Annotated in this window: 13 protein-coding genes; 6 read left to right on the top strand and 7 right to left on the bottom strand. The window is 64.8% G+C overall.

Annotated features, from left to right (window positions below; translation table 11 throughout):
• Window positions 1-3: 3 nt before the first annotated feature.
• Window positions 4-630, bottom strand: coding sequence for a TIGR04211 family SH3 domain-containing protein (locus NKF27_RS05160; RefSeq protein ID WP_108131485.1), 627 nt, complete (start codon window positions 628-630; stop codon window positions 4-6).
• A gap of 468 nt (window positions 631-1,098) precedes the next feature.
• On the opposite strand from NKF27_RS05160, the gene miaB reads away from it, so the two are divergent.
• The 5 genes from miaB (at window position 1,099) to lnt (ending at window position 6,592) form a co-directional block, all read left to right on the top strand.
• Window positions 1,099-2,442 (top strand): tRNA (N6-isopentenyl adenosine(37)-C2)-methylthiotransferase MiaB, encoded by a 1,344-nt coding sequence (miaB, locus tag NKF27_RS05155; RefSeq protein ID WP_045991787.1) that lies wholly within the window; start codon window positions 1,099-1,101, stop codon window positions 2,440-2,442.
• A 141-nt stretch (window positions 2,443-2,583) separates the two neighbouring features.
• Window positions 2,584-3,675: a PhoH family protein gene (locus NKF27_RS05150; RefSeq protein WP_045991788.1), complete on the top strand. Its 1,092-nt coding sequence runs from the start codon at window positions 2,584-2,586 to the stop codon at window positions 3,673-3,675.
• Window positions 3,672-4,178, top strand: coding sequence for an rRNA maturation RNase YbeY (ybeY, locus tag NKF27_RS05145; RefSeq protein WP_108131484.1), 507 nt, complete (start codon window positions 3,672-3,674; stop codon window positions 4,176-4,178). The genes NKF27_RS05150 and ybeY overlap by 4 nt, the downstream gene beginning before the upstream one ends.
• Window positions 4,175-5,041 carry an HlyC/CorC family transporter gene (locus tag NKF27_RS05140; RefSeq protein ID WP_253555590.1) on the top strand — a complete coding sequence of 289 codons (867 nt, stop codon included), beginning with the start codon at window positions 4,175-4,177 and terminating at the stop codon, window positions 5,039-5,041. The genes ybeY and NKF27_RS05140 overlap by 4 nt, the downstream gene beginning before the upstream one ends.
• 60 nt (window positions 5,042-5,101) lie before the next feature.
• Window positions 5,102-6,592 (top strand): apolipoprotein N-acyltransferase, encoded by a 1,491-nt coding sequence (lnt, locus tag NKF27_RS05135; protein ID WP_253555589.1) that lies wholly within the window; start codon window positions 5,102-5,104, stop codon window positions 6,590-6,592.
• Window positions 6,593-6,808: 216 nt separating this feature from the next.
• On the opposite strand, the gene phaC is transcribed toward lnt, so the two are convergent.
• From phaC to prmB, 5 genes are all read right to left on the bottom strand, one after another.
• Window positions 6,809-8,647: a class I poly(R)-hydroxyalkanoic acid synthase gene (gene phaC / locus NKF27_RS05130; RefSeq protein WP_253555588.1), complete on the bottom strand. Its 1,839-nt coding sequence runs from the start codon at window positions 8,645-8,647 to the stop codon at window positions 6,809-6,811.
• A 236-nt stretch (window positions 8,648-8,883) separates the two neighbouring features.
• Window positions 8,884-9,426: a phasin family protein gene (locus tag NKF27_RS05125; protein ID WP_045991793.1), complete on the bottom strand. Its 543-nt coding sequence runs from the start codon at window positions 9,424-9,426 to the stop codon at window positions 8,884-8,886.
• A gap of 285 nt (window positions 9,427-9,711) precedes the next feature.
• Window positions 9,712-10,092, bottom strand: coding sequence for a hypothetical protein (locus NKF27_RS05120; RefSeq protein WP_045991794.1), 381 nt, complete (start codon window positions 10,090-10,092; stop codon window positions 9,712-9,714).
• A gap of 131 nt (window positions 10,093-10,223) precedes the next feature.
• Entirely contained in the window at window positions 10,224-11,309 is a 1,086-nt protein-coding gene (gene aroC, locus NKF27_RS05115; protein WP_253555587.1) for a chorismate synthase, read from the bottom strand.
• A gap of 10 nt (window positions 11,310-11,319) precedes the next feature.
• Window positions 11,320-12,291 (bottom strand): 50S ribosomal protein L3 N(5)-glutamine methyltransferase, encoded by a 972-nt coding sequence (prmB, locus tag NKF27_RS05110; RefSeq protein WP_253555586.1) that lies wholly within the window; start codon window positions 12,289-12,291, stop codon window positions 11,320-11,322.
• A gap of 264 nt (window positions 12,292-12,555) precedes the next feature.
• Here prmB and NKF27_RS05105 point away from each other — a divergent pair, with 264 nt between their 5' ends.
• Entirely contained in the window at window positions 12,556-13,143 is a 588-nt protein-coding gene (locus tag NKF27_RS05105) for a Smr/MutS family protein (protein ID WP_045991797.1), read from the top strand.
• Between the two features lie 65 nt (window positions 13,144-13,208).
• Here the strand turns inward: NKF27_RS05105 and NKF27_RS05100 are convergent, their stop codons facing one another.
• On the bottom strand, window positions 13,209-14,237 hold the full coding sequence (locus NKF27_RS05100) for a patatin-like phospholipase family protein (protein ID WP_253555584.1): 1,029 nt from the start codon (window positions 14,235-14,237) through the stop codon (window positions 13,209-13,211).
• Window positions 14,238-14,335 lie beyond the last annotated feature (98 nt).

Here is a 14,335-nt window from a genome sequence, read left to right as displayed (position 1 = left end):
GTGCTAGAACCAGCGGTCGCGCTTGCGCCGACGCCGCGGCAGGTGCGGCACGATCAGGCCGACGATCAGGCCCGCCCCGGCGACGCCCCCGCCGTACATGAAGTAGCGCATCAGCAGGTCTTCCTTGCGGGTCTCCAGGCGAGCCTCGAGGTCCTTGTTGGTCTCGCTGATATCGCTGAAGGCGCTCTCCAGCTCATGATTGCGTGCTTCCAGTTCGGCGATGCGGCTCTCGCGCACCTCGAGGGTCTCGGTCATGGTCCGAGTGCGCTCTTCCCAGCTTTCGTTGATGCCGTCGAGCTCCTCGGTGAGTTCTTCCACCCTTGCCTCGAGCTTGGGCAGCTGGTCGCTGGCGCTGGGGGTCTGTTGCAGTTCGCTGCTGGGGACCCAGACCACGTCTCCGCTGTCGCTTCGGACCTGGGAATAGTCGCCGGAGGTGTCCAGCAGGGTCACCGGCTGGCCGGCGGTCAAGGTGCCGACGATGCGGTAGCCGTCGGTGGGGCCACTGCGCACATAGGTGGTGAGTTCGTCCGACACCCACCGTGAGGTGCCGTCGTCCTGAGCCATCGCCGGCAGGGCGGCGCCGGTCAGGGCGAGGCCCAGGGTCACTGTCTTGAGAAATTGCGTTTTCATGCCGTCTTTCCTGGCTAATCTGGGCTCGGTTGCGACTCGAGTGACGCTGCGCCGGCTTCCTGCCAAGCCGCAACGTGCGATGAGACCAAGGAGGGTGACAAACGTTCCACAGCTCCTGTGGACAAGTGTCGGGAAAACCGCTGGACATCGCTGTCCTGCGGGCGAGACACCTGGGGTTGGCACAAAATGGTCATAAAATAGCCAGCCCGCGTTCCCATCCGCCCGCAAGACTATCACATTGGCTCACCGGGATACCCCGGCCGGTGGACCAAGATCCACCGGGATCTCCGCGCGCCCTGCCCTGGTCCCTGGCCGGTACATCGGCAAACTGGCCCCACCCGGGCCGGGTGCGTATAATGCGCCACCATGCGCCACGGTCGTTCGACCGCCAGTCTCGCGCCCATTCACCACCACTCACGTGACCAGGCACCCCTGGTGCCCATCGGGCCGGGAGCCCGACATATTGCTATGACGAAGAAACTCTTCATCAAGACCCACGGCTGCCAGATGAACGAGTACGACTCTGCCCGCATGGCGGATCTGCTCGGCGACTCCCATCAGATGGAACTGACCGACAACGAACAGGACGCGGACGTGATCCTGCTCAACACCTGTTCGATTCGGGAAAAGGCCCAGGAGAAGGTTTTCCACCAGCTCGGTCGCTGGAAGAAGCTCAAGCAGTCCAACCCCGATCTGGTGATCGGCGTCGGTGGCTGCGTGGCCAGCCAGGAAGGCGAGGCCATTCGCAAGCGCGCCCCCCACGTCGACATGGTGTTCGGTCCCCAGACCCTGCACCGGGTGCCGAGCATGCTCGACGCCAGCCGTGACAACCAGATCTCGGTGGTGGACGTCACCTTCCCCGAGATCGAGAAGTTCGATCACCTGCCCAAGCCCAGCTCCGACGGCGCCAGCGCCTTCGTCTCGGTGATGGAAGGCTGCTCCAAGTACTGCACCTTCTGCGTGGTGCCCTACACCCGTGGCGAGGAAGTCTCGCGGCCGTTCGAGGCGGTCATGGACGAGGTCTTCCACCTGGCCGACCAGGGCGTTCGCGAGATCAACCTGCTGGGCCAGAACGTCAACGCCTACCGCGGGCTCAACGACGACGGCGACGAAATCGATCTGGCCGAACTGATCGCCTGCGTGGCGGCGGTCGACGGCATCGACCGTATCCGCTTCACCACCTCGCACCCGGTGGAATTCAGCGACAGCCTGATCGAGGCCTACGCCGAGATTCCGGAGCTGGTCAGCCACCTTCACCTGCCGGTGCAGGCCGGTTCCGACCGCATCCTGGCGGCGATGAAGCGCGGTCACACGGTCGAAGAGTACGTCGACAAGATGGAGCGCATCCGCGCCCTGCGCCCGGACATCAGCTTCTCCTCGGACTTCATCATCGGCTTCCCGGGCGAGACCGAGGAGGACTTCGAGGCGACCATGGACCTGATCCATCGCATCGGCTTCGACGTGTCTTTCAGTTTCGTCTACTCCGCTCGTCCGGGCACCCCGGCGGCGGCGCTTGACGACGAGACCCCGGAAGAGATCAAGAAGCAGCGTCTGGCGATCCTGCAGGAGCGCATCAACCAGCAGGCGATGCAGATCAGTCGGCGCATGGTGGGCACTACCCAGCGCGTGCTGGTCAGCGGCTTCTCGCCCCGCGACCCGGGCCAGTTGTCCGGACGCACCGAGAACAACCGGGTGGTCAACTTCCGCGCGGCCAACCCCACCGAGCTGATCGGCTACTTCGTCGACGTCGAGATCACCGAGGCCCTGCCCAACTCGCTGCGTGGCGAACTGGCTTCCGGCGAGCGCTACTGAGGCTCGCCCTGCTCCGGGACGGGCGGCTTGGCCGTTTCACCATGACGATCGCCAACGCACAGGACCCGGAGCATTGCCCTGGCCCACGCCGGGGCAGTAAGCTGAACCTTTAAAGCCACCCAAACACGGATTCTTCACGCCTTGAGCCAGCCATCGACCCAGGCCAACCGCATCATCACGCTCAACCTCGAACCCAACGAGCCCCGCCGTCTTGCCAACCTGTGTGGCCAGCGCGACGAGCATCTGAAGCTGATCGAAAGCCGGCTCGGCGTCACCCTGCGCAACCGCGGCAACATGTTCCAGCTGGCCGGCCCCGGCGCTCGCGTCAAGGCGGCCGCGAACCTGGTGGAACACCTCTATCGTGAGGCCGAGGCCACCGAGCTGACCCCGGACACCGTGCACCTGTTCCTGCAGGAAGCCGGCATCGAGGCCCTCGACGAGGACGCCGAAGAAGACGCCGGCGAGGGCGAGGTGCTGATTCGTACCCCGCGCACCCTGATCAAGCCGCGCGGCCTCAATCAGCAGGGCTACGTCACCAGCATCCGCAACCACGACATCAACTTCGGCATCGGCCCCGCCGGTACCGGCAAGACCTACCTGGCGGTGGCGGCTGCGGTGGAAGCGCTCAACCAGCAGCAGGTGCGACGCATCCTGCTGGTGCGCCCGGCGGTGGAAGCCGGCGAGAAGCTCGGTTTCCTGCCCGGTGACCTTGCCCAGAAGATCGATCCCTACCTGCGCCCACTGTATGACGCCCTGTACGAGATGATCGGCTTCGAGCAAGTCGCCAAGCTGATCGAGCGCCAGGTGATCGAGATCGCGCCGCTGGCCTACATGCGCGGGCGCACCCTGAACAATGCCTTCATCATTCTCGACGAGAGCCAGAACACCACTCGCGAGCAGATGAAGATGTTCCTGACCCGCATCGGCTTCGGCTCCACCGCGGTGATCACCGGCGACGTGACCCAGGTCGACCTGCCCAAGGGCCAGAGCTCCGGCCTGATCCAGGTGCTCGATGTGCTCAAGGACACCGCCGGTATCGGGGTGACCCACTTCGCCGCCAAGGACGTGGTTCGCCACCCGCTGGTGCAGCGTATCATCGAGGCCTACGACCTGTTCGAGGCCAACCAGGAAGCCGAGGAGCGCGCCCGCCGCGAGGCGCGTGCCGAAGAGCGTCGGCTGGAGCGTGCCGAGCGTCTACAGTCCATGAACGGTGACGGAGACGCCCACCGATGAGCGCCTGCGTGGACCGTCAGGTGGCCAGCGAGGCCAGCGACCTGCCAGAGGCCGATGACCTCGAGCGCTGGGTCGACGCCGTGCTGGCCCGCTTCCCCGAACGGGCGGAGTCGGAACTCACGATTCGCCTGGTCGACGCCGACGAGAGCCAGACCCTCAACCGTGACTACCGTGGCAAGGATGCCCCGACCAATGTCCTGTCATTCCCCTTCGAGGCCCCGCCAGGCCTCGAGCTTCCGCTGCTTGGCGATCTGGTGATCTGCCATCCGGTGGTCGTGCGCGAAGCACGCGAGCAGGACAAGTCGCTGATCGATCACTACGCTCATATGGTCGTGCACGGCACCTTGCATTTGCTGGGCCATGACCATATCGAGGATGAGGAGGCCGACCTCATGGAAGGCCTCGAGCGCAGTATCCTTGCCGGCCTGGGCATTGACGACCCTTACGCCCCGCCGGCCCCATCTCCGGATCCCGGTAGCGAGGACGAGAGAGCCGACGCATGAGCGAAGACCGATCGAGTAGCCAGGCCCCCAACAAATCCTGGTTCGACAAACTCTTCAGTGCCCTGTCCAGCGACAGTGACGAACCCAGCTCGCGAGAAGAGTTGCGCGAATTCCTGCGCCAGGCGGGCAGCCGCCTGAAGCTTGAGCAGGATGCCATGACCATCATCGAAGGCGCCCTGAACATCAGCGACCAGCAGGTCAGGGAGGTGCTGATTCCGCGCTCCCAGGTCACCGCCCTGGAGCTCGATCAGCCACTGGAAGACTACCTGCCGATCATTCTCGAGACCGGTCACTCGCGCTACCCGGTGATCGGCGAGAACCTCGACGAGGTCAAGGGCATCCTGCTGGTGAAGGACCTGCTGCCGTTGCTGCAGGGGTCCAGCGACGACCGCCCCTTCCAGCTTGAAGAAGTCCTGCGCCCTGCCATGTTCGTGCCGGAGTCCAAGCGCCTCAACAGCCTGTTGAAGGAGTTCCGTGACACCCACAGCCATATGGCGGTGGTGGTGGACGAGTACGGCGGCACCGCCGGGATCGTCACCATCGAGGACATCCTCGAGGAAATCGTCGGCGACATCGAGGACGAGCACGATACCGACGAAGAAGAGGACATCCGCCAGCTGGGCGATGATCGCTACGCGGTGCGTGCCCTGACCCCCATCGAGGACTTCAACGAGCGCTTCGGCACGCGCTTCTCCGACGACGAGTTCGATACCCTGGGAGGCCTGGTGATGCAGCGTTTCGGCCATCTGCCGGCGCGCGGCGAGCATACCCTGATCGGGGGCTGGCGCTTCACCGTGCTCAACGCCGACAATCGGCGTATCCGGCTGCTCGAGGTCGAACCCGAGAACCGTACCGACGACTGAACCCGTGCGCCCCCATCCGGGGGCGCCTTGCCTTTCTCGCCCACACCAAGGATGGACCCCATGCTCGAGCGAGTGCTCGGCGGCAGGGCCGGCTACCTTGCCGCCCTGATCGCCGGAGGGCTGACGACCCTCGCCGCCGCCCCCTTTTCCTGGTGGTGGCTGGCCCCGCTGGCCGCCACCCTGGTCTACGCCGGTCTCTATCGTCGGGGCGCACGCCAGGCGCTGCTGCGCGGCTGGTGCTACGGCCTTGGACTGTTCGGAAGCGGCGCCTCCTGGGTCTACGTATCGATCCACGACTACGGCTACACCAGCGCACCTCTGGCGTTTTTCCTGACCGCCCTGTTCGTTGCCAGCATGGCACTGTTCGTCGCCTTGCCGATGGGCCTGTTCCGGCGCCTGATGCCGGCCAGCCCCACCCCGCTGGCGGGCGGGCTCGGCTTCGTCGGTTTCTGGGTTCTGATGGAGTGGATCAGGACCTGGCTGTTCACCGGCTTTCCCTGGCTGCTGCTCGGCAGCACCCAGGTCGATTCGCCGCTGTCGGCGCTGGCGCCCCTGGGCGGCGTCTACCTGCTGTCGCTGGTGGTGGCGGCCAGCGGTGTCTTGCTGGCGGAAATCGCGCGGCCTCGTCCGCTGGCCGCCGTGCCGCTGGTGGCTCTGTGGGGCCTGCCCTGGCTGCTGCCGAACCAGTGGACCTCGCCCACCGGTGATCCGCTGAACGTGGCCCTGTTGCAGGGCAACCTGCCCCAGGAGATCAAGTGGCTGCCAGAAGGCCAGCGCCAGGCGGTCAATACCTATCTGGGCATGACCGGTGACCTGGAGGCGACCGCCCCGGTGGAGCCGGACATCGTCATCTGGCCCGAGGCCGCCCTGCCGATGTTCGAGGACCAGGCCCAGCCGATCATGGCCCGCGCCCAGGCGGCGCTGGCCCCCGAGACGGCGCTGCTGACCGGTATCCTCCAGCGCGACGCCGACGGGCGCTTCTTCAACGCCGTGAGCGCCTATGGCAACGCCAGTGGCGCCTATCGCAAGGCCCACCTGGTGCCCTTCGGCGAGTACCTGCCACTGGAAAGCCTGCTCAGGGGCGCCATCGCCTTCTTCGACCTGCCGATGCCGGCCATGACGCCGGGACCGGATACGCAGCCGCCGATGACCGCCGCCGGTCACACCCTCGGCAACGCCATCTGCTACGAGATCATCTACGCCGACCTGGTGGCCGAGCGTGCCCGTGATTCGGAACTGCTGCTCACCGTCTCCAACGACAGCTGGTTTGGCGATTCGATCGGCCCCCACCAGCACCTGGAAATGGCCCGGCTGCGCGCCCTGGAAAACGGCCGCTACGTGATGCGTGCCACCAGCAATGGCATCACCGCCATCATCGACGATCAGGGCCACCTGCTCGACCAGCTGCCCCAGTTCGAGACGGCGCGCCTGGACGGTCAGGTGCAGCCGATGCAGGGGCTGACGCCTTTCACCCGCACCGGTAGCTGGCCCACCTGGCTCGTCGCCGGGCTGATGCTGCTGGCGGGCGCACTGTGGCGCCGGCGGGGCTAAGCCAACGCAAGCCGACGCAAGCCAACGACCGTCGACGCCGCTCTGGCCGCGAACGACATTCACCACAAACGACAACGCCGCGAGGGCCTGAGCCCTCGCGGCGTTGTTGTGTTGCAACCGTGTTGCAACAGTGGTGATTAGTGTACGAGCGTCAGGCGGGTATCAAAGGCCAGATGCGTTCCTCGGATACCCTCCTGCCTGTCACGCTGACGAACGTTACTCGGCGGCCTCGTCGTCCTCCGCCTCGCCCAGCACTTCAGGGATGCTGGTCTTGACGAAACGCCCCGGCGCGGGCTCCAGCAGCGGCAGCTCACCGCCACCAGGCTCGCGGGCATCGACCATCTTGTCGGCGTCCACGTAGCCACCCTTGACCATCCACTCCTGCCAGTGGGGCCACCAGGAGCCTTCATTGGCCTTGGCCCCGGCCAGCCACTCTTCGTGGTTGTCGGGTAGCTCGTCGTTGGTCCAGTAGCCGTACTTGTTCTTGTGCGGCGGATTGACCACACCGGCGATATGGCCAGAGCCCCCCAGCACGAAGGTCACCGGGCCCTTGGGCAACAGCGCGCCGTAGTAGCTGCTGTTCCACTTGGCGATATGGTCTTCCTTGGTGGCGATGAAGTAGCTCGGCGTCGACACCTTGCGCAGGTCGATCTTGACGCCGTCGAGCTCGACACCGCCTGGCTCGACCAGCTGGTTCTCCTGATACAGATGGCGCAGATACCAGCCGTGGGTGCCCGCCGGCAGGTTGGTGCCGTCGGTATTCCAGTACAGCAGGTCGAAGGCCGCAGGATCCTCGCCCTTCAGGTAGTTGTTGACGTAGAACGACCAGAACAGGTCGTTCTCCCGCAGCAGGTTGAACGAGTAGGCCATGACGCGGCCATCCAGGTAACCGTCCTGCTCGAGCTTGGCTTCGATGCCCTGGAGCACCGGTTCGCTCAGGAAGACGCCGATCTCGCCGGGGTCACGGAAGTCCTGCAGGGTCGCCATGTAGGTCACCGACTTGGCCTTGCGCCCGCGCCGGGTGCTGGTCAGGTAGGCCATGGTCGAGGCCGTCAGGGTGCCGCCGATGCAGTAGGACAGGAAGTTGGCCGACTTCTCGCCGGTGGCCTGCTCGATACCGTCCAGCGCCGCGATCGGGCCAAGCTGCATGTAGTCCGCCCAGGTCAGATCGCGCTGCTCCGGTCCAGGGTTGCGCCAGGAGATCAGGAACACGGTGTGGCCCTGGTCCACCAGCCACTTCACCAGCGAGTTTTCCGGGCGCAGGTCGAGCACGTAAAACTTGTTGATCCAGGGTGGCACGATCAACAGCGGCGTCTTGAACACCTCCTCGGTGGTGGGCGCGTACTGGATCAGCTGGATCAGCTCGTTTTCCATCACCACCGCGCCTTGTGACACCGCGATGTTTTCACCGACCTCGAAGGCGCTGCGATCGGTCATGGTGACGTTAAGACCCTCGGCCGAGTTGGCCAGGTCTTGGCGCAGACGCGACAGACCGTCGACCAGGTTCTGGCCCCGGGTCTCGAGGGTCTTGCGCATGACTTCGGGATTGGTGGAGACGAAGTTGGTCGGCGACATGGCGTTGACCATCTGACGCGCGTAGAAGGACAGATTACGCTTCTCGCCGGGGCTCAGATCGTCGAGCTTGTCCACCAGAGTCTCGACGGTGTTCGAGAACAGCAGATACTGCTGCATGATGGCGTTGTAGCCAGGATCGCTGGTCCAGGCCTCGTCCTTGAAGCGGCGATCGCCGCGGGACGGCGTCACCAAGGGCTCGAAGGCACCGCCGCTGGCCGCCGCCATGGCCTGTTGCCACAGCGCCATCTGGTCCTGCATCAGCTTGGCCTGGGTCTCCCATAGCAGGGTGGGATTGCGCATCAGCGATTCGGCACCGGCCTGGAAGCTGTTGCGAATGTCCTCCATCACCGAATCCGCTGCGTCATTGGGCACCATGCGCGAAAGGAAATCTTCCATCAACGCCTGGTACTCGGCACCCAGCACCGATAGCTGGTTGCCCCATTCCTCCGGGTTGTCCGCCGCCTGATCACCTGCCGCCATTGCGTTCTCCTCTGGCCTGCCCTGCAAAAAAGGGTGGACCACCGTCGGCCTCGCGGCGTCGCAGCTATCCACCCTCGTTTCGTCATCGTTGTTGGGGGGCGAGTCGGCCGCCGCTGTCTATACCGTCGTGCGGCAGGCGCTTCACGCCAATGCCTGCACTCGCCTGCGGCCGCTCACTCGTTGGCACGTCCAACAGTACTCTTGTCTCAGGTGCGCCTGCCTCAGACCCGCTTGGCTCAGGTGCGCTTGCGGCTGGAGGTCGCCTTGGCGGTTCCGCCGGTCGACTTGCTGGCGCTGCTGGTCTGAGACGAGGCCTGGGAGGCAGCCTGTGAAGTCGCCTGGCTGGCCTGCTGGGTGGCCTTTTCGGCTGCCTCGGTGACCTGCTGGGTAGCCTTCTCGACCGCCTCGGTCGCCTGGTCGCGGGCCTGGGTCGCCTGATCGGCAAGCTGCTGGCCGGACTCGGCAAACAGCGACTCCAGTTCGCTCTTGAACTCGAGGCTCATTTCGCTCATGGCGCGGGCATCTTCGAGCATCTGCGCCGACAGTTCGTTGAGCATCTCGGCCTGACGGGTAGAGAAGTCGCGCAGCCCCTCGGCGTCGTTGATCGCGGTGGCTTCACGCATGCGCTCGGTACCCATCTGGCTGTAGCGCTTCATCGACTCCATCTGGTACTGGGACATCTTCTGCATGTTGTCCAGCATCAGGGAGTTGAGTTTGCGCATCGGCTCGAAGAACTGACGAGTCTGCTCGTTGAAGTTGTCGAACATCTTGTCTTGCATGACCGAACCTCCTGGAATCGTGTCGATGGTGTCTGTCCACTCGGCAATCCGCTGCCACTGTCCGCCATGGCGCCTCCGTCCAGGAAGCATGCTGAGGACAGCGTTGTTGCAGCGCAACAAACTCAGTCTGGCACACCCTCGGTGACAACGCCATGACAGGCGTCGCCTCCTGCGCGATTGTGCATCAAGACGCCCCGCACCCTCGCCATCGGCGAATCTGCCCTCCCCGTCATACCCGTGGCCGCTTTCCTGCGGGCCCCTGGCGGGCACTTGACGAGCACCTGGCTAGCTCTTGCCGCCCTTGGCGCTGCGCGAGCTGGCCTTGGCCGCCCCACTGGACCGCGGCGCCGTGGAGCTTGACGCCTCCTCGGCCTTGTCATCCTTGGCAGAAGAACCCTTGGCGCTCTGGGCGGCCTGGGTCAGCATATCCATCATCATCTTCTGATAGTTGCCGAAACTGGCAAGCCCCTGGGACAGTCCCTGCTGCAGCGCCGGCTGTTGCAGGAACGGCTGCATCAGGCTCATCGGATCGTAGCCTTCGACACCGGACTCCATCTGCCGATGAATGCGATCGAGCAGGTCCTGCTGGAAGGCCTCGATATTGGGAAGCCCCAATGCCTGGCGTAACTCTTCCGGGGTCAGATCGAATTCGACGTTGATCTTCATGCTGGCCTCGTGATCCTTGTATGGCGGTGTGTGGCGCCGGTAGCCCGCGCTATCGGGCGCAAAGATGCCTGCATCCTGCACCTTCCCTGCCACAGTTACTTGAGTGTAGCAGTCCTGTCATGCTCTGCGATTCAGCGTAGCCGCGGTGTGCTGACTCGCACATCACTGTTCTGTGCGCGATGACGCAGCAGGTGGTCCATCAGGGTCAGCGCCATCATCGCTTCGGCGATGGGCGTGGCACGAATCCCCACGCAGGGATCGTGGCGTCCCTTGGTCACCACCTCCACCGGGTTGCCGTACACGTCGATGGAGCGCCCAGGAATGGTGATGCTGGAGGTCGGCTTGAGCGCCAGGTGAGCGATCAGCGTCTGGCCGCTGGAGATGCCTCCCAGTACGCCACCGGCATGATTCGACAGAAAACCCTCCGGGGTCATCTCGTCACGGTGCTGGCTGCCACGCTGGGCCACGCTGGCAAAGCCGTCACCGATCTCGACGCCCTTGACCGCGTTGATGCTCATCAGGCCGTGGGCCAGTTCGGCATCGAGGCGGTCGAACACCGGCTCGCCAAGCCCGGGCGGCAGCCCTTCGGCGGTGACGGTGATCTTCGCCCCCACCGAGTCCTGGTCACGGCGAAGCTGGTCCATGTAGGCCTCGAGTTCCGGCACCCGTTCGGGGTCGGGACAGAAGAAGGGGTTGTCGTTGACCGCTTCCCAGTCACGAAACTCGATGGCCAGCTCGCCCAGCTGACTCATGTAGCCACGCACCACGATGCCCTGGCTCGCCAGGTACTTCTTGGCGATGGCCCCGGCGGCCACCCGCATGGCGGTCTCGCGGGCACTGGAACGTCCGCCACCGCGATAGTCGCGCTCGCCGTACTTGTGGTGATAGGTGTAGTCGGCGTGGGCCGGCCGGAACTGGTCCTTGATCTTCGAATAGTCCTTGGAGCGCTGGTCGGTGTTCTCGATCAACAGGCCAATCGAGGTACCGGTGGTGCGCCCCTCGAACACGCCCGACAGGATCTTCACCTGATCAGGCTCACGACGCTGGGTGGTATGGCGCGACGTGCCTGGACGGCGACGATCCAGGTCGGCCTGCAGATCGGCCTCGCTGAGCTCGATGCCAGGCGGGCAGCCATCGACGATGGCGCCGAGCGCAAGCCCGTGACTCTCGCCGAAGGTGGCGACGGTAAACAGCTTGCCGAAGGTATTGCCGGACATGGGCGCTCCTCTATTGTTGTGCAAAGGACGCCGCATGGGCGTCGAGTTCTTCGGCGGTGAGGGCGAACACGCCCTGACCGCCGCGCTCGAATTCGAGCCACAGGAAGGGAACCTCGGGGAAGGCCGCTTCCAGATGATGATCGGAGTTACCGACCTCGACGATCAGCACGCCGTGGTCGCTGAGGTGCGCTCTTGCCTCGCGCAGGATACGTCTGACGATATCCAGACCATCGCTGCCCGCCCCCAGCGCCAGCGCCGGCTCATGACGGAACTCCTCCGGCATGGTGGTCAGGTCACGGATATCGACGTAGGGCGGGTTGGACACGATCAAGTCGTAGCGCTGCCCTTCCAGGCCATCGAAGACGTCGCTGTGCACCGCGCGCACGCGCCGGCCTACGTCGTGGCGATTGATGTTCTCACGGGCCACCGCCAGGGCGTCCTGGCTGATATCGGACAGGTCCACCTCGACGGTAGGCAGATACTCAGCACAGGCGATGCCGATACAGCCCGAGCCGGTGCACAGGTCGAGGATGCGCCGAGGCGGCTCCTCGGGGAACCAGGCCTGAAAGCCCGACTCGATCAACTCGGCAATCGGCGAGCGCGGAATCAACACCCGCTCGTCCACACTGAACACAAGCCCGGCGAAGAAGGCCTCGCCGAGCAGGTAGGGCAAGGGCCGCCTGTCGCTGATCCTGTCGCGCACCAGGCCGACGATGCGCTCGCGTTCCATCGGCAGCAGCCGCGCATCCAGCACGCCGGGGTCCACGTTCCAGGGCAGATGCAAGGCGCCAAGCACCAGGGCCACCGCCTCATCCCAGGCGCTGTCTGTGCCGTGGCTATAGGTCAGCCCCGCCAGGTGAAACTCGCTGGTTGCCCAACGCAGACAGTCGCGCAGGGTGAACAGGCCGTCGGCCAATTCAGCGTCGGGGAGCGCCAGCGTCGAAGACCTGGAAGTGGACGGAGAGGAGGAAGAGTCGGCCAAGAGGGCATCCTGTCGATCGGGTTCAAGAAGAGGCGTGCGCCAGGATCGCATGGACCATCACCGCCTTCGACGACCTTCACGCGAAGGTCCCTTCCGTTCCAGGGGCGAAGGCAGATGCAAGATCCTGGATAGCGATATAGATAGAGATCGAGATAGCGATATAGATGGCTATCTGACTCGCAAGGCATTGTATCCGTGCCGGCGGTTCACTGCCACGGCCACCACGGTATACTGGGCCTCCCTTTTACCGGACCCGAGGACCCCATGAGCCAGCGCCAGCCACCGCCCGACGACGAGATCAGCGCGTTTCGCCAGGCCCTGGAGCAGGCAGGTGTCCGTCGTATCCGCCACAACCGCGCCGACACCGGCAAGCCGCGCCCGACCACCCGTGCCCAGCGAGATCAGGCCGCCGCCGCGCGCCGCGCTGCCGCCGTCAGCGCGGGTGATGACGTGGCCACCGGGCGCACCTCGGATGGCCGAGTCGAGCCGGTACGCCCATCGGAGTATCTGGACTTTGCCCTTCCCGACCTGCCCTATCGCACCCGTAGCCAGTTGAAGCGCGGGATGATCGGCTGGGAAGGCGGTCTGGACTTGCACGGCTACAGCCTCGAGGAGGCTCGCTCTGAACTCGAGAGCTTTCTGCGTGACTCGGTGGCCAGTGGTCATCGCTGCGTGATCGTGGTCCACGGCAAGGCCTGGGGCGCCACCGCCGACTATCCGGTGATCAAGAGTCACGTCAATGCGTGGTTGAGAGAATGGCCAAGCGTACTGGCCTTCTGTTCGGCCACCGACGCCGAAGGCGGCACCGGTGCGGTTTACGTGCTGCTGAGACGGCGCGGCCAGACGCCCTGAGCCCCTATCACAAGGTGCATTGTGCCACCGAGGTATTGTAGAGATGGCGCGGCCGATGCCCTGGGTCAGCCTGCTGGCTTTTCAGTCTGCTCGACGATACCGCAGGTCTCGATGCGATCCAGCGCCTGGCAGGTCAGGTGACGCCCCAGACGGATCAGATCCCTGGCACGGTGGAATTCGAAGGAACCGCAGACGGTCTTGGGTATCTCCACCAGGATGTCCGGCGGATAGCCCGCCTCCTTGTAGCGCGCCAACGCCGCCTGGGTGATATCGAAGGAGGTCAGGATGGTGGCCAGCCGCCCCCAGTCCTTGCGCCCCAGCGCGGCATTACCGCGCTCGGCACGGTCGGCTTCGGCCTCCGATTCGGCGCTTTCCTGAAAACGCCGCGCCATCAGCGCACCGCGTCGATCGCCCCTGCGGCGTTCTCCGTTGGAACCTTTACCGCCTCGAGCCTCATCGCAGCTCGGGCACTCCACCGGCAGCAACTCCTCGAGAGAGACAAGGTTGGGGCTGTTGGCGGTGACGTTGACCGCCATCACCAGGTCCGCGTGGACCGAGACGTTGGAGATGATCGGCAGCGGATTGAGCAGACCGCCATCGACCAGCAGCCGAGGCCCATCCTCGACCGGCGTGAAGACCCCGGGTATGGCGATGGAGGCACGGATAGCCTTGAGCAGGGACCCCCGCTGAAACCACACTTCTCGCTGGCGCATCAGGTCGGTCGCCACCGCGGTGAAGGGAATGGGCAGGTCCTCGATGGCGACGTCACCGATAAAGGACTCGATCTTGCTCATCACCTTCCTGCCCTGCATGGCACCCATGGAGGTGAACGACATGTCGAGCAGGCGAAGTACGCCGAAGGAGCCCAGCTCCTCGACCCACTGACGGTAGGGCTCGAGCTTCCCCGCAGCAAAGATGCCCCCGACCAGGGCGCCCATGGAGCACCCCGAGATAGCCACCACTTCATAGTCGCGGGCGACCAATTCCTGCAGCACACCGATGTGGGCATAGCCTCGGGCACCACCACTACCCAATGTCAGCGCAATGCGCTTGCCGCTCGATCCCGGGGGACAATCGTGGCGATAGACGGTCATGGCAATGCCCTCCTGCTGCGGATTGGCCGCGCGGGCAGCGCTTGAACAGCGCATGCCTCGCACTCGCAGGCCTGTCTATAAGCTTAGACTAACCCACC

Origin of the sequence: Halomonas sp. DN3 (genome assembly GCF_024137905.1) — a bacterium.
Classification (GTDB): domain Bacteria; phylum Pseudomonadota; class Gammaproteobacteria; order Pseudomonadales; family Halomonadaceae; genus Halomonas; species Halomonas litopenaei.
The sequence above is the reverse complement of the archived record's forward strand: the minus strand, read 5'-3'. Positions and strand labels throughout refer to the sequence as shown.

Excerpts from the sequence above, each read along its gene's own strand:
- NKF27_RS05160 (WP_108131485.1), bottom strand. The coding sequence starts at position 630 with ATGAAAACGCAATTTCTCAAGACAGTGACCCTGGGCCTCGCCCTGACC.
- miaB (WP_045991787.1), top strand. The coding sequence starts at position 1,099 with ATGACGAAGAAACTCTTCATCAAGACCCACGGCTGCCAGATGAACGAG.
- ybeY (WP_108131484.1), top strand. The coding sequence starts at position 3,672 with ATGAGCGCCTGCGTGGACCGTCAGGTGGCCAGCGAGGCCAGCGACCTG.
- NKF27_RS05140 (WP_253555590.1), top strand. The coding sequence starts at position 4,175 with ATGAGCGAAGACCGATCGAGTAGCCAGGCCCCCAACAAATCCTGGTTC.
- lnt (WP_253555589.1), top strand. The coding sequence starts at position 5,102 with ATGCTCGAGCGAGTGCTCGGCGGCAGGGCCGGCTACCTTGCCGCCCTG.
- phaC (WP_253555588.1), bottom strand. The coding sequence starts at position 8,647 with ATGGCGGCAGGTGATCAGGCGGCGGACAACCCGGAGGAATGGGGCAAC.
- NKF27_RS05125 (WP_045991793.1), bottom strand. The coding sequence starts at position 9,426 with ATGCAAGACAAGATGTTCGACAACTTCAACGAGCAGACTCGTCAGTTC.
- NKF27_RS05120 (WP_045991794.1), bottom strand. The coding sequence starts at position 10,092 with ATGAAGATCAACGTCGAATTCGATCTGACCCCGGAAGAGTTACGCCAG.
- aroC (WP_253555587.1), bottom strand. The coding sequence starts at position 11,309 with ATGTCCGGCAATACCTTCGGCAAGCTGTTTACCGTCGCCACCTTCGGC.
- NKF27_RS05105 (WP_045991797.1), top strand. The coding sequence starts at position 12,556 with ATGAGCCAGCGCCAGCCACCGCCCGACGACGAGATCAGCGCGTTTCGC.
- NKF27_RS05100 (WP_253555584.1), bottom strand. The coding sequence starts at position 14,237 with ATGACCGTCTATCGCCACGATTGTCCCCCGGGATCGAGCGGCAAGCGC.